Source organism: Streptomyces sp. NPDC056527 (assembly GCF_042794475.1).
GTDB lineage: Bacteria > Actinomycetota > Actinomycetes > Streptomycetales > Streptomycetaceae > Streptomyces.
Genome location: NZ_JBHTTQ010000012.1, coordinates 105242 through 124152, shown reverse-complemented (window position 1 = coordinate 124152; position 18911 = coordinate 105242). Strand labels below are relative to the sequence as shown.

Below are 18911 nucleotides of genomic sequence, written 5' to 3'. Positions count from 1 at the left end.
GCCTCGACGATCGAGGCCGGGGCGGCTCCGCTCCCTACGCGGCGCCGACGCGCTCGGCGTCCCGCTCCGCGGTGGACTCCGCCGCCCGACGCTTCTGCGTACCCCGCCGACCGGGCAGCACCGCGAGGACGACCAGCGTCCCGGCGGCCATGATGATCCCGCCGACCAGGCTGGTCGTGGCGACGCCGTGCGCGAACGCCTCGTGGACGGCGCCCACCACGGCCTGGGCCTGCTGGACCCCACCCGCCGGATCCCCGGCGATCCGCTCGGCGACCGCCAGGCCGGCGCCCACCGAGTCCTGGGCCGTCTCCAGCGCGGTGGCCGGCAGTCGGCCACCCACCAGGTCCGCCAGCTCGTCCCGGTAGGCCGTACCCAGCAGCGATCCCAGGACCGCGATCCCGAGAGAACCGCCGAGCTCCAGCGCGGTGTCGTTGGCGCCGCCACCCACGCCCAGCTCCGACTCGGGGAAGGAGTCCATGATCGTGTCCGTGGCCGGGGACACGCTCAGCCCGATGGCCAGGCCCAGCATCATCATCGGCGCGAGGAAGTCGGTGTACGTCGAGCCCGCGTCGACCCGCGTGAGGAGGAAGACGCCCGCGGTGCCGATCACCATGCCCGCGACGACCGTGACCTTCATGCCGAGCTTCGGAGTAAGCCGCCCGGTCACCGCGGCGCCGACGAACACGGCTCCGGCCAGGGGCAGCAGCCTCACACCCGTCTCCAGCGCTCCGTAGCCGAGCACGAACTGGAGGAACTGCGTGGAGTAGTAGATCGCCCCGAAGGTGCCGAAGAAGAAGAACAGCACCGCGAGCATGGAGCCGCTGAAGGGGCGCAGCGCGAACTTGCGCACGTCCAGCATGGGGTGCGGGTGCCGCAGCTCCCACCACACGAAGGCCGACAGGCCCACTCCCGCCACCACGGCGGCGATGACCGGGCCGGCGCCCCAGCCGAAGTGCGGGCCCTCGATCGTCGCGTAGACCAGGGCGCCGACGGACACGATGGACAGCAGGCCGCCCACGTAGTCGATCCGGCCCATCCCCCGCGCCTTGGACGGCGGCACCAGAACCAGCGCGCCGGTCACCGCGAGGACGGCGACGGGCACGTTGATCAGGAAGGTGGACCCCCAGGCGTGGTCCTCCAGGAGCCACCCGGCGACCAGCGGCCCGACGGCGATGGCCAGGCCCGAGGTCGCCGTCCAGGCCGTGATGGCCCGGGCACGCTCACGCTTCGGGAAGATCGCGACCAGCAGGGACAGCGTGGCGGGCATGACGACGGCCGCACCGACCCCCATGATCGCCCGAGCCAGGACGACCAGCGCGGTCTCGTCGACCAGGCTGCCCATCACGGAGCCGCCCGCGAAGATCACCAGGCCGGTGACGAGGGCGCCGCGACGGCTGTACTTGTCGCCGATCGAACCCAGGACCAGCATCAGGGCGGCATAGGGAACGGTGTAGCCGTCGATGACCCACTGCAGATCGCTGCCGCTCAGGCCCAGGTCCTCGGTCATGTCCGGCGCCGCGACGATCAGCGACGTGTTCGCCATGACCACGATCAGCAGGCTCAGGCACAGCACGATCAGGGCCCACCAGCGCCGCACGTAGGGCCCGGTCATCTTTTCGACGGGTGTGTTCATGAGGAGGGGCATGGGGGGCTCCTAGCGGGACGACTTAATTGCCCATCAATGTGCAGACTAATTTATTGCCCACCCGTGTGCAAATAGCGAAGCCGCTACCGTCTCGCGCTTCGAGGCGCCGACCGGCCGTATCGCCGCCGACGCGGGACCACCCGCCGTCACCAGCGAGATCGCCGCGCCGGCCGTTCCGCGGCCTTACTTACACGAAGTCATTGACGTCGTGTAAGTGTGGACCTAGCCTCGCCCCATGACGACGAAAAAGAGGATTGTCTTCATCGGTGCGGCGGGTGACATGTGTCGGGTCGCGATCGAGCGCTTCGCTGAAGCCGCCGGCGGAGCGGACTGGAAGCTGGAGCTGTACGACATCCGGCCCGACGCCCTTGACGCACTGGTCGCGACCCTTCCCGCCGGGTCGGCGAGCTCCGGGTCCTTCGACCTGTTCGACAGGGTTGCCCTTCGTGCGGCCATCGAGGGCGCCGCACTCGTCGTGCTGGGTGCCGGGCCTTACATCCGCACGGCCGAGCCGGTCATGGAGGCATGCATCGAGAAGGGGGTTCCCTATCTCGATCTCGATGACGACGAAGCCAGCACGCGAGCGGCGATGGAGCTGGACGCGCAGGCGAAGGCGGCCGGCGTTCCGATCTTCGTCGGATGTGGCGCGTCCCCAGGACTCACCAACGTGATGGCTGCCGACGCGGCCCGCGACATGGACACCGTCGACCGGATCGACGTCTGCTGGGCGACCGGCGACGAAGGTCCGGTCGCGTTCGGGCGTGCCGTGCTCGATCACGCGATCCGAGGCTTCGCCGGACCGTGCCAGACCTGGGAGAACGGACGGGCGGTCACCCACCAGACGTTCGTGGAATCGGATGTGTTCGACCTGGGCGGTTCGTTCGGCTCTGCGTACCGGCTGTACGAATGCGCCCATCCGGAAGCGGTGACCATGCCGCGGCGGTGGCCCGGCGCGGACCGGATCCGGGTCCTGGGAGCGCTCGACCCGGCACCGGTCAGCGGCGTCATGCGCGGTGTCGCCGTCGCGGTGGAGGAAGGCAGGATCTCGATGGATCAGGCCATCGACTTCGTCAACGACGTCATCACCGACAAACCGGGCTCGCCGAAGGTCTGGCGGTACGCCCTCGCAGGGCTGTGGGGCTCGATTCGCCGGGGCGAGATCGCCGTCGGCGAGGTGCTGAAGTACTTCGCGGCCGCGGCACGCAAGAAGCACCCCGACTTTCGCGGGATCAACTATGTCCGGGTGACCGGCGAGCGCGGCGGAGAGCGGGTCGTCTCGATTCGCCGCGTCCCCGTCAGCGGGCCGGGCACGCCGTGGTCGAGCATGGCGGCGGGAACCGGATCGGCGACCGCCGCGTTCATGGTGCTCGCAGTCGACGAACTGGGCGACCTGGCGGGCGTCCTCGCGCCGGAGGACTGGGCGGATCCGGAGCAGTTCTACGCGGCACTGGCACGGACCGGCCGGGCGTCGCTCGATGAGGTCGTCGAGGCGGTGAGGTCATGAGCAGGCGCCCCAAGCACGACCCCAAGGAGTCGGAGCGCGAGATCATCGCCGCAGCGGAGGCGTTCCTCCGGGAGCGGCCGTTCCGGAGGATGACGGTGGACGCGGTCATGAGCCGGACCGGGCTCAAGCGGCCCGCCTTCTATGTCCACTTCCGCGACCGTCACGACCTGGCGCTTCGCGTCGTCGAGGAGCTCGGCCTCGAGCTCGGTGCGATGATCGACCGGTGGCTGGTGGGTGACGACCTGGCCGACGACGCCAAGTCGGCGTTCCAGGGCCTGGCCGAGGTATACGCCAAGCACGGCCCCGTACTCCGAGCGCTCTCGGAAGCGGCCGGCAGCGACGACAAGGTCGAGGCGGCATACAGCGCCTTGGTCCAGCGCTTCATCGACGCGACCACCCGGCGCATCGCCGACGACCAGGCCGCAGGGCTGATCCGCGCGGATCTCGACGTCGAGGAGACGGCCCGCGCCCTGGTCTGGATGGACGAGCGCTATCTGACCCAGGCGTACTCGAAGGAGCCGCATCCGGAGGTGCAGCGCGTCGTCGACGTGCTTTACAACATCTGGTTCTCAACGCTGTACGGAGGGGTTTGAGACCGTGAAAGAGCTCTTCTTCATAGTGGCCGACCTGTGGATGGTCTTCGCGGGGTTCTACTGCGGATGGAGGTTCCTCCGGCAGTACGGGAACTACCTGCTCGGCCTGGAATGGATGATCGTCGGCACCTCGGGCGTCAACTTCCTGATCTGGGCGCTCCGTGGTGGGGACGAGGCCGATCCGCAGGCCGGCCTCGTGTTCTTCTTCGACACGTTCTCCCGAGGGGTGGGCATCACCCTCATCCTGGTCCTGGGCCTGTTGCGGGTGACCCATCGGTACAAGCCGGCTCCGGTGGTCGACATCGGAGCGTTCGCCCTGGCCACCGTCGCCGGCCTCTACTTCAGCGGGTTCGGAGGGCATGAGTTCCACCTGGGCCCGGCGATCTTCTTCGTCACGGTCAACGCGCTCACCACGCCGTTCCTGATCTATTTCACCTGGCGAGTCTGGAACACGGGCGCCCGAGGGCCGGCCGTCTGGACGGGGCTCGCCACCGTGGCGGGATCCGTCATCGCGATCACCTACGACTTCTTCCCGCTGCCCGGCGACGACGCACATCGCACCGTCTTCGCCACCGCCGCGCTGGCGACCTGGGGCACCCAGATGTTCGTGTACTTCTTCGCGTACCGCGCCCTGGACCGCCACGACCAGGCGGCTGGAACAGGGTTCGTCCCGGCCCCGCTGAGCGCCGCGGGAGGAGAGTGTCGATGAAGACCGACAGGGTGGAGTACTCCACCTTCAGCGGCTGGGTCGATCGGCCGGCAGACGCCCTCCCGGCACTGGCCGAAGACCTCGCCTGCGACGTCGCCGTCGTCGGCGGTGGCCTCGGCGGCATGGTGACCGCGCTGCGGCTGGCCGAACGCGGCCAGGACGTGGTGCTCCTCGAAGCGGAGTTCTGCGGGCACGGCTCCAGCTCGCGCAACGCGGGGCAGTTGGCGAGTGCTCCTGGCGGCGACCTCCAGCTCCTGAACCTGATGTACCGCAAGAAGATGCCCGGCATGGTGCGGCTCTCCGAGAACGCCGCTCGCTTCGTCGAGCACCTCATCGACAGTCACGACATCGACTGTGACTACGAGCCGGTGGGCAACTGCTTCGTCGCCGTGTCGCGCGGCCAGATGGGCCGGGTACGTCGGGTGGCCAGGATTCTGCGGCGCGTCGGCGGACACGTCGAGGTGGGCACGAGTGCGGAGCTCGGCATCCCCCCCGGATTCGTCGGCGGGATGCGCGAGGTCGTCGGGGGAACGATGAACCCCGGCAAGTTCACCCGCGGCATCCGGACGGCGCTGCTGGCGTCCTCGGCTCGGGTCTTCGAAGGGACGAAGGTCACCGACGTCACTCGAGACGACGGTGGGGTCGTGCTCTCCACCCCGCACGGTGCGGTGCGGGCGAACAAGGTCGTGCTGGCGACGAACGCGTTCGCAGGCGAGTGGGAGATCACTCCCCGGAACCTCTCCGTCCCCATCTGGATCATCGAGGCGGAGACGGAGCCGATCGACGACGAGCGGCTGGCCGCGCTCGGCTGGACCAGCCGGTCAGGCGTCGTCACGCAGCACAACATCATGGAGAACTACCACCTGACCTCCCGCAACACCATCGTCTTCGGTGTCCGGCGGCTCGAGCGGGGAACGACGTTCCCGCTGCCCGCGAAGGCGCCGGATCCGGGACTCGTGGACGAACTCGCGAAGGGCTTCGCGAGAAGGTTCCCGGCTCTCGCGGACCTCGCCGTCGAGCGCACCTGGGGTGGGTGGATCGCCATCACCTCGTCCTTCCTGCCGCTCGCCGGCCAGGTCGGCGACAACACCTTCTACTCGATCGCCTGCAATGGTCACGGGCTGGCTCAAGCACCGTACGTGGGCTCGCTCATCGCCGACATGATCATCGACGGGCATCGGCACGAGGACCTGGAACGCGTATGGACCCGGAGGTCGAGGTTCCCTCGCGCCATGATGCTGGGGCGACTGGGGGTGCGCATGATCTGGGCGGTCGATCGCTGGAACGACCTGGTCAACGGAAGTCGACGCAACGCGCGACGAGCGAACGCGGTGTGAACCGACCGTCGTTCGGACCGAAGGCCCGGGCCTTCGGCATCGCGGCATGATCCCCGAAATGATCAAGGGGCCGTTTCGGATCTCTGTGAAACGGCCCCTGACACCACCGCGCACCGTGTGGTCCCCAACCGGTCCCCACGGAGGCGGCGCTGTTCCACCATCAGAGAGGCATCGTCAGAAAGGCATCGAGCGGGAGGCCCCGGCCGAGAGTGAGCTCCCTTCACCCGTTGCGGTGGCGTGCGGAGGGCATCCTGCCGCCAGGCTGGAACACGGGTGAGGAGCGCGAAGGCCGGACGTCGCCGCCTTCCTGCGCCGGACCGAAAGCATTGTCCCGCGGCCGGGAGAGCGAGCGCCTCGACCTGGACGCCCTCGTCTCCCGGATCACGGATCAGCGCCCATTCTCCCGACCCGCGGCGGTGGGAACTTTGTGTCGTGGCCCTGATGCGCACCGTGAACGCCAGGAGCCCTGGCCGCGGGGAGGTGTTACAACTGGGGTTGTGAGCCCGTCTCGTCTCTCGTGCCCGGCGTACCGGTGCCGTCGAACCTAGGCAGAAGATTCGGAAGCGTCGCCGGACAGGTCTTCGTCCTTCAGGTGGCGATCGTGGTGCTGCTCGCCGCCGGGGCCCTGCTGGCCCTGGTGCTGCAGTCGCGGTACGACATCGACCGTGAAGCGCGCAACCGGTCGGTTTCCGTGGCTCAGACCTTCGCGAACTCCCTGGGCCTGCAGGAAGCGCTGAGGTCGCCGGACCCGTCCGCGATCCTGCAGCCCCTCGCCGAGGAGACACGCAAGGACGCAGGCGTGGACTTCATCGTGGTGATGGACACGAACGGCATCCGCTACAGCCACCCCCAGCCCGACCGCATCGGCGAACGGTTCGTCGGCACGATCGAGCCCTCACTCGCCGGCCAGGTGCACACCGAGAGCGTGGAGGGGCCGCTCGGCAAGGAGATTCAGGCGATCGTCCCGGTCACCTCGCCCGAGGGTGAGGTCGTCGCCCTGGTCTCGGCAGGTCTGACGGTGGAGAGCGTGACCGGCGTCGCCGACCGTCAGCTGCCCGTCATCCTCTTGGTCATCGCCGTCGGTCTGGCTCTGGCCACCGTCGGCACGGCGCTGATCAGCCGAAGACTGCGCCGCCAGACCCACGGGCTCGGCACGCAGGAGATGACCCGCATGTACGAGCACCACGACGCGGTGCTCCACTCCGTCCGAGAAGGGGTGCTGATCACGGACGGCGAAGGACGGCTACTCCTGGCGAACGACGAGGCCGGACGGCTGCTCGGCCTGCCGGACGACGCCGAAGGACGCCCCGTCGACGAGGTCGGCATGGACCGCCGAATGGCGGAACTGCTGCTGTCGGGCCGGGTGGCCACCGACGAGGTGCTGGAGGCCGGGGACCGGCTGCTCGTGGTCAATCAGCGGCCCACGCGCCCGCATGGCTCGGCGGTCACCATCCGCGACTCCACCGAGATGCAGCTCCTGAGCAGCCGGGCGGAGACGGCCCGCAAGCGGCTCAAACTGTTGTACGACGCCGGGGGTGACATCGGCACCACGCTCGACGTGGTCCGCACCGCGAAGGAACTGGCCGACGTCGCCGTTCCCCAGTTCGCGGACTTCGTCACGGTCGACCTGGCCGACCCGGTACTGAGCGGCGACGAGCCCGGCCCGGGCGCCGACATGCGGCGCACGGCGGTCAGCGGCATCCGCTCCGATCACCCGCTGTATCCGCTCGGTAGCCTGATCGAATTCCTGCCGTCCACGCCGCAGGCCCGCGGATACGGCACGGGTACGGCCGAACTCGTGCCCGATCTCCATGACGCGCCGGGCTGGCACGCCCAGGACGCACCGCGGACATCGGCGATCGTCGCCTACGGGATCCACTCGCTCATCGCGGCTCCGCTGAAGGCCAGGGGCGTCGTGCTCGGGGTGGTCAACTTCTGGCGGTCGCAGAAGCCGGAACCGTTCGACGAGGACGACCTGTCCCTGGCCGAGGAGCTTGTCGGCCGCGCCGCGGTCACCATGGACAACGCCCGCCGCTACACCCGCGAACACAATCTCGCCGTGACGCTCCAGCGCAGCCTGCTGCCGCGGGATCTGCCCGAGCAGAGCGCGGTGGACGTCGCGCACTTCTACCAGCCCGCCCAGTCCGGAGTGGGCGGGGACTGGTTCGACGTGATCCCGCTGCCGGGCAGCCGCGTCGGGCTCGTCGTCGGAGACGTCGTCGGGCACGGCCTGCATGCCGCGGCCACCATGGGGCGGCTGCGCACGGCCGTGCACAACTTCTCCTCCCTGGATCTGCCGCCCGACGAACTCCTCGCCCGTCTCGACAACCTCGTCCAGCGCATGGACCAGGAAGGCGACAGCGCGCCCTCGGACGGCGGTGTCCTGGGCGCGACCTGCCTGTACGCCGTCTACGACCCGGTCTCCCAGCACTGCACCATGGCGCGGGCGGGACACATGCCACCGCTTGTGGTCGCCCCGGACGGCACGACAACGATCTCGGAACTGCCGGCCGGCCCCCCGCTGGGGCTGGGAGGCATGCCGTTCGAGGCCATGGAACTGCACCTGGCGGAAGGCAGTCAGCTCGTCCTGTACACCGACGGGCTGGTCGAGGAGCGGAGCCGGGACATCTCAGTGGGCGTGGAACGGCTGCGCACGGCGCTGAGCCACCCCGACCGAGACCCGGAAGCCAGCCGCCGCGCCGTACTCGACGCCCTGCTCCCCGGCCGGCCGGCCGACGACATCGCGCTCCTCATCGCCCGGACACGGACTCTGGGCCCCAGCCGGGTCGCGGAGTGGGACGTACCGTTCGACCCGAGCGAGGTCGGCGCCGTGCGCAGCCTCGCGGCCGAGCAACTCGAGGAGTGGGGCCTGCAGGAACTCGCCTTCACCACGGAACTGATCCTCAGCGAGCTCATCACCAACGCCATCCGGTACGCCGCCGCGCCGGTTCGCGTTCGTCTGTTGCACGATCGCACTCTGACCTGCGAGGTGTGGGACGGCAGCAGTACCGCCCCGCATCTGCGGTACGCCGCCACCACGGACGAGGGAGGCCGCGGACTGTTCCTGGTGGCCCAGCTCAGCGAGCACTGGGGCACCCGGTACACACCGGAAGGCAAGGTCATCTGGGCCGAACAGGTCCTGCCCGCCCCCGGCAGTGCCCTCTCCTAGACCGCAGTTGTGCCGCTGACCGCCGTCGCCCTCAGGGGCTTTCTTTCCGACCGGGTTCCGCTTGTCATGTAACAGACCAATCAGGCCGGAACTTCGTGCAAGCTGGCCGCGCCGGTGACGCGGATGCCGATCCTCCCGCCTGGACGGACCTGGAGCGGTCCGGGAGCACGGATGTCGATCTGCTGGTCCAGGCCGTCCACGGCGACGGTGACCATGGAGTCGTGGCCGAAGAAGCGGACGTCGGTGACGGTGCCTTGAGCGGTCGCCTCTTCCGGACCGGTGAGGTGGAACTGCTCGGGGCGGAGGAGGACGAGGCCGTCGCGCAGGCCCTCGGGGGCGGCGGCGAGGGGGATGCGGCCCAGTGGCGTGGTGGCGGAAGTCTCGTCTGCCGTGCCGGCGATGAAGACCGCGTCGCCGACGAAGGAGGCCACCCAGGGGTCGGCGGGGCGCTGGTAGAGCGCCTCGGGGGTGGCGCACTGGGCGACGCGGCCGTCCCGGACTACGGCGACGACGTCTGCCGTGGAGAGGGCCTCCTGCTGGTCGTGCGTGACGAGGACGGCGGTGGCGCCGCTTGCCCGGAGCACGGCGCGGACCTCGGCCCGGACCGCTCCGCGCAGTCCGCTGTCGAGGGCGCTGAACGGCTCGTCGAGGAGGACGAGATGGGGTTCGGGGGCGAGCGCGCGGGCCAGGGCGACGCGCTGCTGCTGGCCGCCGGACAGCTCGTGCGGCATCCGGTCGCCGTAGCCGCCCAGGCCGACGAGGTCCAGCATCTCGTCGACGCGTCCGGCCCGGGCGCCGCGCTCCGTTCCGGTCAGGCCGAAGGCGACGTTGCGCGCCACACTCAGGTGAGGGAAGAGCGCGCCTTCCTGGGGAACGATGCCGATGCGGCGGCGTTCGGGCGCGAGGTGGACGCCGGGACCGGCGAGGGTGCGGCCGGCGACGGTGACGGTGCCCGCGTCGGCGCGCAGGAAGCCGGCGATCACGCGCAGCAGAGTCGTCTTGCCGCAGCCGGAGGGGCCGAGGACGGCGGCGAGGTGCCCGCCCTGGACGGTGAGGTCGAGGCCGTCGAGGACGGTGGCGCCGGGGCCGTACGCCTTGACCACGCCGCTGACCTGGAGGTCGTTCATGGGCGGTGCCTTCCGAGGAGGTAGGAGGGGACGGCGGCCAGGAGGACGAGGACGGCCGCGTACGGGGCCGCGGCGGCGAAGGATCCGCTGCCGGTCTCGGTCCAGAGCCGGGTGGCCAGGGTGTCCATGCCGGTGGGGCGCAGCAGCAGCGTGGCGGGGAGTTCCTTCATGCAGACGACGAAGGTGAGGGCCGCGCCCGCGGCGACACCCGGTGCGGCGAGCGGCACGGTGACCTCGCGGAGCACCCCGAAGGGAGTGCGGCCGAGGGAGCGGGCGACGTCGTCGAGTACGGGTGGCGCCTGGAGTACGGCCGCGCGGACGGCGGCCACCGCAACGGGGAGGAAGAGCACCGCGTACGCGCAGATCAGCAGTGGTGTCTCCTGGTACACCGGCCGGGCGTAGCGGACCGCGAAGAAGACCAGGGCGAGCGCGACGGTGATGCCGGGGACGGCGTGCCCCGCGTACGCGGCCTGTTCGAGGAGGTGGGCGAGCCGGCCCCGGTGGCGGGCCGCGATGACACCGACGGGCAGGGCGAGCAGGGTGGTGAGCGCGGCGCCCCCGGCGGCGACGCCGAGGGTGGTGAGCGCCGTACTGGTGAGGGTGGACGGGTCCCAGGTGGCGGAGGAGCCGACGGCGAGCCAGTAGCCGAGCGTGGCGAGCGGGAACCCGACGGCGGCCGCGACGACGGCTCCGCACCAGGCGAGGGCGGGCGGCCGCAGTCGGCCGAGCGCGGCGGGAACGGCCCGCCGGGCGGTTCCCGCTCCGGTACGGGCATACCCGGCCCGGCCTCGGGTGCGGGTCTCCGCAGCGACGAGCGCGATGGTCATGAGGACGAGCACGGCGCTGAGCGCGGCGGCCGGAGTGCGGTCGAAGCTGGCCCGGTAGGACGTGTAGATGCCACGGGTGAAGGTGTCGTACCGCATGAGGGACACCGCGCCGAAGTCGGAGAGCACATAGAGCGCGACGAGCAGTCCGCCGCCCGCCGCGGCCGGCCGCAGCTGGGGCAGCGTAACGCTCAGGAAGGTGCGCAGCGGCCCGCGCCCGAGCGAGCGGGCGACCTCCTCGTGCCCGGGGTCGGTGCCGCGCAGGGCGGCGGCGACCGGCAGGTAGACGTACGGGAAGCTCACCAGGGTGAGCGCCAGGGCCGAGCCGGTGAAACCGGCGAGCGACGGAGCGGCGGAGAGCCAGGCGAAGGCGGTGACGTAGCTGGGTACGGCCAGGGGCATGGTGACGAGGACCGACCAGGTGCGGGCGCCGGGCAGGGCGGTGCGCGTGGTCAGCCAGGCCAGGGAGATACCCAGGAGCAGGCAGGCGGCGACGACGGTGGCGGTCAGACCGAGGCTACGCAGGAGCAGTTGGCCTGTCCGGTCGGCGGCGATGACGTCCCAGGCGAAGGTGGGGCCGCGTTCGAGGGCGCGCACGGCGAGGTAGCCGAGGGGCAGGACGGCGAGGGCAGCCGCCAGGCAGGCGGGGACGAGCAGGACCCACGAGGGTCTCGCGGCGTTGTCGATGCGGCCTTCGGCCTGCTTCCGTTCGTTGGCGCGCTTCCGCCCGGCGGGCGCGGGGGCGCTCGCCGAGCGGGTGTCGTGACGCTTCCGGACGGGGGAATCCGGTGAGGTCACGTCAGACCAGTCCGGCTTCCTGGAGCATGGCCAGGGTTTCCTTCAGCGAGTCGAGCTTACCGAGGTCGATCTTCGGCGGCTGGAGTGTCTCCAGCGGCGGCACGCCCGCGGCGGTCTTCACCCCGGCGGCCAGCGGGTACTCCTTGGTCTCCTGCGCGAAGTACGTCTGGGATTCGGCGGAGAGGAGGAAGTCGACGGCCTTCTGCGCGTACGCGGCCTGCTTCTCGTCGGCGCCCTTGAGGATGCCGACGCCGGCGACGTTGACGAGGCCGCCCGGGTCGCCCTCGGGCAGGTAGTGGATCTTGGCCTTCATCTTGTCGGCGCCCTTCTCGGCCACCTGCTCGTACCAGTAGTAGTGGTTGAGCAGGCCGAGGGAGACCTCGCCCTTGTCGACGGCTTCGAGGACCTTGAGGTTGCCCTCGTACACCTTGGGCTCGTTCGCCTTGAGGCCCTTCAGCCAGGTGCGGGTTGCCTCGTCGCCCTCCAGGACGCGCATGCCGGTGACGAACGCCTGGAAGGAGGCATTGGTCGGTACGAAACCGATCTTGCCCTTCCACTCGGGCTTCACGAGCTCGTGGACGCTGTTCGGCGGCGTCGGGACCTGGCTGGGGTCGTACCCGAGGACACGCACGCGCCCGCTGACGCCGGTCCAGTCGCCGGCCGAACCGCGGTAGGCGGTGTCGACCTTGTCCAGAGTGGCCTTCGGCAGCGGCGCAAGGCGCTGCTCCTTGGAGAGCGCGCCGAGGGCGCCGGCGTCCTGGGAGAGGAAGAGACCGGCCTCGGTCTTCTCGCCCTCCTCCAGGAGCTGGGCGGAGAGCTCGGCGCTGTCGCCGTAGCGGACCTCGACGTTGGTACCGAGGTGCTTCTCGAGCTTCTCGATGAGCGGCTTCACGAGGTTCTCGTTGCGGCCGGAGTAGATGACCAGTCCGGCCGGTTCGTCGCTTCCGCAGCTCGCGAGCGCGGGGACGAGGAGGGCTGCCGCGGTGAGCGCGGTGAGCGTGCGAGCCAAGGGGCGGCGCATGGTGAGGTGATGCCTTCCTGCCGTGCCGGTCGCGGCCGTCGCGTAGGGCGACGGGTCTCGCGACGAGCGACGAAGTGCTACCGGGAGAACCTGTGAATACGGCATTGATAAGGTAAAGCTAACCTAATGGTCAAGGCAGGCTTTGGTAACGGCCCGGTCGCGAATGGGCATCCGATACCAACACCCCCCCTTCTCGATTAGGAAAGCCTTACCTACGATGCGCCCGTGACGCTCCTCCCTGCCCCGCCCGCCGGTGGCCACACCCTCCCCCTCGCCGACGGCCTCGCGCTGCACGGCGACCGCACCGCCCTGGTCACCGCGGAGGGCGTGGTCTCCTACGGCGAGCTGGCCCGGCGGGTCGCCGTTACCGCCCAACGGCTCGGCCCGGGGCGCCGCCTCGTGCTCCTGCCCGGCGCCAACACGGTCGGCGCGGTCGTCGTCCACCTGGCCGCGCTCTCGGCGGGGCACCCGGTCCTGCTCGTACCCGGCGACCATCCGGAGGCCGTGGAGGCCCTGACCGCCGCTTACGATCCCGACATCGTCGTCCACCCGGGCTCCGGCTCCGGCGAGTGGCGGATCGAGGAGCGGCGGACCGGCTCCGCACACGACCACCACCCCGATCTCGCCCTGCTGCTGAGCACCTCCGGCTCGACAGGCTCCCCCAAACTCGTCCGGCTCTCCTACGAGAACCTCCAGGCGAACGCCGAGTCGATCGCCACGTACCTGGGCATCCGTGACACCGACCGGGCCGCGACGACCCTGCCCATGCACTACTGCTACGGCCTGTCCGTCATCCACAGCCACCTGCTGCGCGGCGCCGGACTCGTCCTCACCGAACTCTCGGTCGCCGACACCTGCTTCTGGGACCTCTTCCGCACCGCCCGCGGCACCACCCTCGCCGGAGTCCCGTACACCTTCGATCTGCTCGACCGGGTCGGCTTCGCCGAGATGGAGCTGCCGCACCTGCGGTACGTCACCCAGGCCGGCGGCCGCCTTGCCCCCGAACGCGTCACCCACTACGCCGAACTGGGGCAGCGACGCGGCTGGGACCTCTTCGTCATGTACGGCCAGACCGAGGCGACCGCCCGCATGGCCTACCTGCCACCGGAGCTCGCGACCGCGCATCCGGCAGCGATCGGCGTTCCGGTTCCCGGCGGTTCGTTCTCCCTCGAAGCCGTCGACGAGACCTCCGGGGCCGAGGAGGGCGTCGGCGAACTCGTGTACTCCGGACCGAACGTCATGCTGGGATACGCGCACACACCCGACGACCTCGCTCTCGGGCGCACCGTCGATACCCTGCGCACGGGCGACTTGGCCCGACGCACCGACGAGGGCCTGTACGAGATCGTCGGCCGCCGCAGCCGGTTCCTGAAGATCCTCGGCCTGCGGATCGACCCCCAGCAGGTCGAGACTACGCTCGCGGAGCGCCACGACCTCAGCGCGCTGTGCGCGGGGGACGACGAGGGGCTCGCTCTCGCCGTCGTGCGCAAGGCAGGGTGGGACGAGCGGCGGATCCGAAGACGCGTCGCGGACGAGTTCGGCCTGCCGTCGCGCGCGATACGCGTCCACCTGCTGCCCGAACTTCCCCGCCTGCCCACAGGAAAGCCCGACTACCAGGCCGTCCGCACCGCGGGCCGGCAGGACGACGCCGGAGTCCTGCCCGGTGGCGCGGGCGCCGACGACCTGTGCGCTCTCTACGCCCGGATCCTGGACCGTACGGATGTGACACCCGACAGCACCTTCGTGGGACTCGGCGGCGACTCCCTGTCCTACGTCGAGATGTCACTCCACCTCGAGGAACGCCTCGGCCATCTGCCCACGAGCTGGCACACCACACCGATCAGCGAGCTGCGGGGCCCCGAGCGGAAGACCTGGGGCCTCGGCAGGTCCCTGGAGACCAGCGTCGCCCTGCGCGCGGTCGCGATCGTGTGCATCGTCTGCTCGCATGTGCGGCTCTTCGAGCTCCGCGGCGGTGCTCATCTGCTGCTCGCGGTGGCCGGTTTCAATTTCGCCCGTTTCCTGCTCTCCTCCGCCGAGCGACGCGAACGCGTCCGCCGCACCGGACGGAGCATCGCACGCATCGCACTGCCATGCATGGCCTGGACCGCCTTCGCGATCCTGATCGGCGCCGACTACGACCTGAGCAACCTCCTCCTGCTGCACAACGCTCTCTTCCCGCAGGACATGGGGCCGGGTCTGCACCTGTGGTTCGTGGAAGCACTCGTGTACATCCTGCTCGCGACGCTCGCACTCCTCGCCCTGCCCGCCGTCGACCGGGCGGAACGACGCTTCCCGTACGGCCTTCCCCTCACCCTCGCCGCACTCGGCCTGCTCACGCGCTACGAGCTGGTCGGCCTCCCCGAGCGGTCCCAGATCACCGACGCGGTGACCGTCTTCTGGCTGTTCGCCCTCGGCTGGGCGGCCGCGAAGGCCCACACGACGCCCCATCGACTGCTCGTCACCCTCGGCGCACTCGCCACCGTCCCCGGCTTCTTCCCCGGCGAACCCCGACGCGAGGCGTTCGTCCTCATCGGGTTCGTACTGCTGGTGTGGTTCCCTACCCTTCCCAGCCACCACCTGGTCAACCGGGCGGCGGGGCTCCTCGCCGCCGCCTCGCTCTCCATCTATCTGACGCACTGGCAGATCTACCCGATCCTGGACGACGTCTCCGAACCCCTGTCGCTGGTCACGGCCCTCCTCTTCGGCATCGCCTACGCCAAGGGTGCGGACCATCTCACCCGGAAGCTGCCTGCGCTGCCCCGCCTGGCAATGTTGCGCACGCGATGGTCCGGCTTCCCCCGGAAGCGCTCCTGACTCCCCCAGCGGAACCTGCACTCCTCCGTGCCCAAGATCACCGCCGTGGGCGCGGCCCTCTCGGCTTACCTCAGCGTGCTCCGCGCGCCGCGCTCCCTGCCCAGTCCGATCCTGGTCGCCCGCTGAAGCGGTCAAGGCGAGCACTGGTCGCCGAATGGTCCCCGGGAATGATCAAGGGGCCGTTTCAGATGACTCTGAAACGGCCCCTCTATCTACGACTCTCACGAGTCGGGACGACAGGATTTGAACCTGCGACCCCTTGACCCCCAGTCAAGTGCGCTACCAAGCTGCGCCACGTCCCGGTGCCCGTCCGGCCTCCGGTTTCTCCCCGGTGGCGGCGTGCAAGAGAACATTACCTCACTTCGCGAGTCCGGTGGACGCGGCCGCGCCCGATGGTCGGTGGCATACCCGCAGGCCGGGCCGCCGGAGGGAGAATGGGCGGGTGGACAGGACGCCGAGGGACCGGGACGAGGAAGGGCGGGCGCGCAGTGCGCGGCCGCGGGACGGCCTGGGGCGGCCGTTGCCCTACGAGGTCGAGGGGGTGCCGCGGCAGCCCGAAGGGGTGGTACGGACGCCCGCGCAGACGCTCCGTGAGGCGCAGCGACTGCTGGACGCGGGGATGCCCTTCCACGCCCACGAGGTCTTCGAGGACGCCTGGAAGACCGGCCCCGCCGAGGAGCGGGACCTGTGGCAGGGGCTCGCCCAGCTGGCCGTGGGGCTGACCCATTCCGCGCGGGGCAACGGGTCAGGCGGGGCTCGGCTGTTGCTGCGCGGCGCCGACCGGATCTCCGGGCAGCCCGATCCGTACGGCATCGGCATCGGTGGACTCGTGCGGTGGGCGCGGGAGTTGGCGGAACGGGCGGACGACGTGACCGATGCGGCGGCCGAGGCGCCGCGCCTTCTTGCCGAGTAGCGCGGCGCCCGGTCGTCACCAGGTGAGGTGCAGCTCCAGGGGTGAGCGGTGGATCAGCGTCGGCCGCATCTCCACGTCCTGGTCCTTCGCCAGCCGCAGTCCGGGGAAGCGGCGGACGAAGAGCTCCAGGGTGAGGCGGAGTTGGGTGCGGGCGAGCTGGGAGCCCGGGCAGCCGTGGGCCCCGTGTCCGAAGCCGACGTGGCGGGTGGGTGCCGCCGGGCGGGTGATGTCGAAGACGTCGGCGTCCTCGTGGCGTGCCTCGTCGCGGTTGGCGGAGCCGTAGGCGACGAAGACGGTGGCACCCGCGGGGAGTTCGGTGCCGGCCAGGATGACGGGCCGGGTCGTCGTGCGGCGGAACCCCTGGACGGCGGTGTCGAAGCGGGCGGCCTCCTCCACCGCGCCGGGTATGAGTTCGGGCCGGGCGCGGAGCAGCTCCCACTGGTCGCGCCGGCGCAGCAGGTGGAAGAGCGCGGTGCCGATCAGGGCCGTGGTGGTGAGGTGTCCGGCGATGAGGAGGTTCTGCAGGTTGGCGACGAGTTCGTTGCGCTGGTCGTCCGTGAGTTCGCGAGGCCCGGGTCCGAGACCGGTGTCCGGGGCCAGGGCGGCGACCATCGCCGAACAGAGGTCGTCGCGCGGCCGGGCGCGCCGCTCGCGGGCGTAGCGGTCGAGGAGGCGCTGGAGCGCGACCACGTCCTCGGCCGCCGCGATCTGTTCGTCCTCGGCCATCGGCCGGAAGAGGAGCTGCTCGGCGCGGTGTCCTCCGTGCACCGCGACGGGCACGTCCTCGGGCTCGAAGCCGATGAGCCGGCCGATGACTGCGCCGGGCAGCCTGCGGGCGTAGGAGGACATCAGCTCGGTGTGTCCGTCGGCGGCGAAGCCGTCGACGAGGGCGGTGGCGACCTCGGCGGCGTACGGCGCGAGGGCCGACACCCGGGCCGCCGAGAGACCGCTGTTGATCGGGGCGCGGTGGCGGCGGTGGGCGGCGCCGTCGGTGGAGACGACGGTGGGCCGGTTGCCGTAGCCGCGGGCGAGGACGCCGAAGACGGCGGCCGGGGGGACGACGTCGGGTCGCAGCGCCTGGGCGGAGGAGAAGTCCTCCGGGCGCAGCAGCACCTCACGGACGTCGGCGTCCCTGGCGACCAGCCAGGCGTCCAGTTCGGGGACGAAGGTCAGACCCGCGGTCTGTCGCGCACGTGCGTAGAGGGGGTACGGGTCGCGCTGCAGCGCGTCGAGCAGCTCGTGACGTGCGAACGTCGTTGGGTCCACGCGGCGCCTCCGGGACGGGAAGGTGCGGAACTCGGTGCGGTCTACACATGGTGACCGGCGCCGCGGGCTCTGGCTATGCCCCGGAGGCGTTCAGCGCGCGCAGGAGTACGGATGTGTGGCTGACGGACGGGTCCTTGGCGGCGGTGAGAAGGGTGACGGCGCCCTCGGCGGCGAGGGCGCGCAGCCGGTCGAGGGCCTCGGCGGCGGCGGGTTCGGCCAGTTCGGCCTCGTACCGCCGACAGAACTCCCCGTACTCGCCGTCCTGGCCGTGGTACCAGCGCCGCAGTTCGGTGGAGGGCGTGAGCGCCTTGGGCCACTCGTCGATGCGGGCGTCGGTCTTGGCGAGGCCGCGCGGCCAGAGGCGGTCGACGAGGACCCGTACACCGTCGTCGGGTGAAGGGGCCTCGTAGATCCGGCGGACGCGGATGTCGGGGGCAGCGGCAGGCATGGCTCCAGGGTGCCGGAGGCCGCCGACGGTCACATCTCGACGCGCCCCGCCGGCAGCAACGCCGGCAGCAGGACGGAGTCGACGAAGACGCGCATCGTCGAGGCGTCGGCGAAGCGCTCCTCGAAGAGCCGCTCGATGCGGAGCATCCCGAGGAAGCAGGGGGCGACGAAGCCGATGGCCGGGTTGTCCGCGTCGATCTCGCCGCGCTCCACCGCCCGCTTCAGGATCGTGTCGAGCGCCGCGACCTCCGGGCTGATGACGGTCTCGCGGAGCGCCTCGCGCAGGTCCGGGTACTGGACGTACGCCTGGCTGACGGCCTCCATCAGCTCGGCGTCATGGTCGCGGCGGGTCGCGGCCAGGTGGGCCGCCTCCCGGAGATCGCCGGCGAGCGATCCGGTGTCGATGCCGGTGAAGAAGACGCAGCGCTGTTTGGCGAGAGCGGCCGTGACGAGCTGCGGCTTGCTCCCCCACTGGCGGTAGAGGGTCGCCTTGCCGCACTTGGTGCGAGCCGCGACGCCCTCCATGGTCACCGCGTCGTAGCCGCCCTCCCGGAGCAGACGGAGAACGGCCTCGTAGAGCTCGCGCTCCCGCTCCGGAGTGATCTTCCCGCGGCGGGCGGCGGCGGTCGCGGCCTGTGTGGACATCCCATTCCTCCCGGACAGCTCTCTGCACATACGAGAGTAGGGGGTGCACAATCGAGACGCAAACGTATCGAGACGCTTGCGTCTCGATGAATTCGGATC

At 70.7% G+C, this 18911-nt stretch carries 14 protein-coding genes and 1 tRNA gene; 7 read left to right on the top strand and 8 right to left on the bottom strand.

What is annotated here, in order from left to right:
• Positions 1-34 precede the first annotated feature (34 nt).
• Entirely contained in the window at positions 35-1645 is a 1611-nt protein-coding gene (locus tag ACFQ7Q_RS09795; protein ID WP_383551831.1) for an MFS transporter, read from the bottom strand.
• 235 nt (positions 1646-1880) lie between these two features.
• Here ACFQ7Q_RS09795 and ACFQ7Q_RS09790 point away from each other — a divergent pair, with 235 nt between their 5' ends.
• From ACFQ7Q_RS09790 to ACFQ7Q_RS09770, 5 genes are all read left to right on the top strand, one after another.
• Positions 1881-3149 carry a saccharopine dehydrogenase family protein gene (locus ACFQ7Q_RS09790; RefSeq protein ID WP_383551828.1) on the top strand — a complete coding sequence of 423 codons (1269 nt, stop codon included), beginning with the start codon at positions 1881-1883 and terminating at the stop codon, positions 3147-3149.
• Positions 3146-3742: a TetR/AcrR family transcriptional regulator gene (locus tag ACFQ7Q_RS09785; protein ID WP_383551826.1), complete on the top strand. Its 597-nt coding sequence runs from the start codon at positions 3146-3148 to the stop codon at positions 3740-3742. Before ACFQ7Q_RS09790 ends, ACFQ7Q_RS09785 begins: the two co-directional genes overlap by 4 nt.
• Before the next feature lie 4 nt (positions 3743-3746).
• Complete coding sequence (locus ACFQ7Q_RS09780) at positions 3747-4451, top strand: transporter (protein WP_383551824.1); 705 nt, start codon at positions 3747-3749, stop codon at positions 4449-4451.
• A complete protein-coding gene (locus ACFQ7Q_RS09775; RefSeq protein WP_383551822.1) occupies positions 4448-5788 on the top strand; it encodes an NAD(P)/FAD-dependent oxidoreductase in 1341 nt (446 codons plus the stop codon). The genes ACFQ7Q_RS09780 and ACFQ7Q_RS09775 overlap by 4 nt, the downstream gene beginning before the upstream one ends.
• A 592-nt stretch (positions 5789-6380) precedes the next feature.
• Complete coding sequence (locus ACFQ7Q_RS09770; protein WP_383551820.1) at positions 6381-8957, top strand: SpoIIE family protein phosphatase; 2577 nt, start codon at positions 6381-6383, stop codon at positions 8955-8957.
• 80 nt (positions 8958-9037) lie between these two features.
• Here ACFQ7Q_RS09770 and ACFQ7Q_RS09765 read toward each other — a convergent pair whose 3' ends face one another.
• The 3 genes from ACFQ7Q_RS09765 to ACFQ7Q_RS09755 are packed head-to-tail and all read right to left on the bottom strand — an operon-like array spanning position 9038 to position 12727.
• Positions 9038-10084 (bottom strand): ABC transporter ATP-binding protein, encoded by a 1047-nt coding sequence (locus ACFQ7Q_RS09765; protein WP_383551818.1) that lies wholly within the window; start codon positions 10082-10084, stop codon positions 9038-9040.
• Positions 10081-11706 carry an ABC transporter permease gene (locus ACFQ7Q_RS09760; protein ID WP_383551816.1) on the bottom strand — a complete coding sequence of 542 codons (1626 nt, stop codon included), beginning with the start codon at positions 11704-11706 and terminating at the stop codon, positions 10081-10083. Before ACFQ7Q_RS09760 ends, ACFQ7Q_RS09765 begins: the two co-directional genes overlap by 4 nt.
• Before the next feature lies 1 nt (position 11707).
• Positions 11708-12727 (bottom strand): iron ABC transporter substrate-binding protein, encoded by a 1020-nt coding sequence (locus ACFQ7Q_RS09755; protein ID WP_383551814.1) that lies wholly within the window; start codon positions 12725-12727, stop codon positions 11708-11710.
• 225 nt (positions 12728-12952) lie between these two features.
• On the opposite strand from ACFQ7Q_RS09755, the gene ACFQ7Q_RS09750 reads away from it, so the two are divergent.
• Positions 12953-15541, top strand: a complete 2589-nt coding sequence (locus ACFQ7Q_RS09750) for a non-ribosomal peptide synthetase (RefSeq protein ID WP_383551812.1) — start codon at positions 12953-12955, stop codon at positions 15539-15541.
• A 228-nt stretch (positions 15542-15769) separates the two neighbouring features.
• On the opposite strand, the gene ACFQ7Q_RS09745 is transcribed toward ACFQ7Q_RS09750, so the two are convergent.
• Positions 15770-15843: transfer RNA gene (locus ACFQ7Q_RS09745), tRNA-Pro, on the bottom strand.
• 140 nt (positions 15844-15983) lie between these two features.
• Between ACFQ7Q_RS09745 and ACFQ7Q_RS09740 the strand changes: the two genes are divergently transcribed.
• A complete protein-coding gene (locus tag ACFQ7Q_RS09740; protein WP_383551810.1) occupies positions 15984-16454 on the top strand; it encodes a DUF309 domain-containing protein in 471 nt (156 codons plus the stop codon).
• A 15-nt stretch (positions 16455-16469) separates the two neighbouring features.
• Here ACFQ7Q_RS09740 and ACFQ7Q_RS09735 read toward each other — a convergent pair whose 3' ends face one another.
• The 3 genes from ACFQ7Q_RS09735 to ACFQ7Q_RS09725 form a co-directional block, all read right to left on the bottom strand.
• The gene (locus ACFQ7Q_RS09735; RefSeq protein ID WP_383551808.1) at positions 16470-17720 is read right to left on the bottom strand and encodes a cytochrome P450; all 1251 of its coding nucleotides are present in this window, start codon (positions 17718-17720) and stop codon (positions 16470-16472) included.
• Positions 17721-17793: 73 nt separating this feature from the next.
• On the bottom strand, positions 17794-18168 hold the full coding sequence (locus ACFQ7Q_RS09730) for a DUF488 domain-containing protein (protein WP_383551806.1): 375 nt from the start codon (positions 18166-18168) through the stop codon (positions 17794-17796).
• Between the two features lie 29 nt (positions 18169-18197).
• Complete coding sequence (locus ACFQ7Q_RS09725; protein ID WP_383551804.1) at positions 18198-18812, bottom strand: TetR/AcrR family transcriptional regulator; 615 nt, start codon at positions 18810-18812, stop codon at positions 18198-18200.
• Positions 18813-18911: the final 99 nt, after the last annotated feature.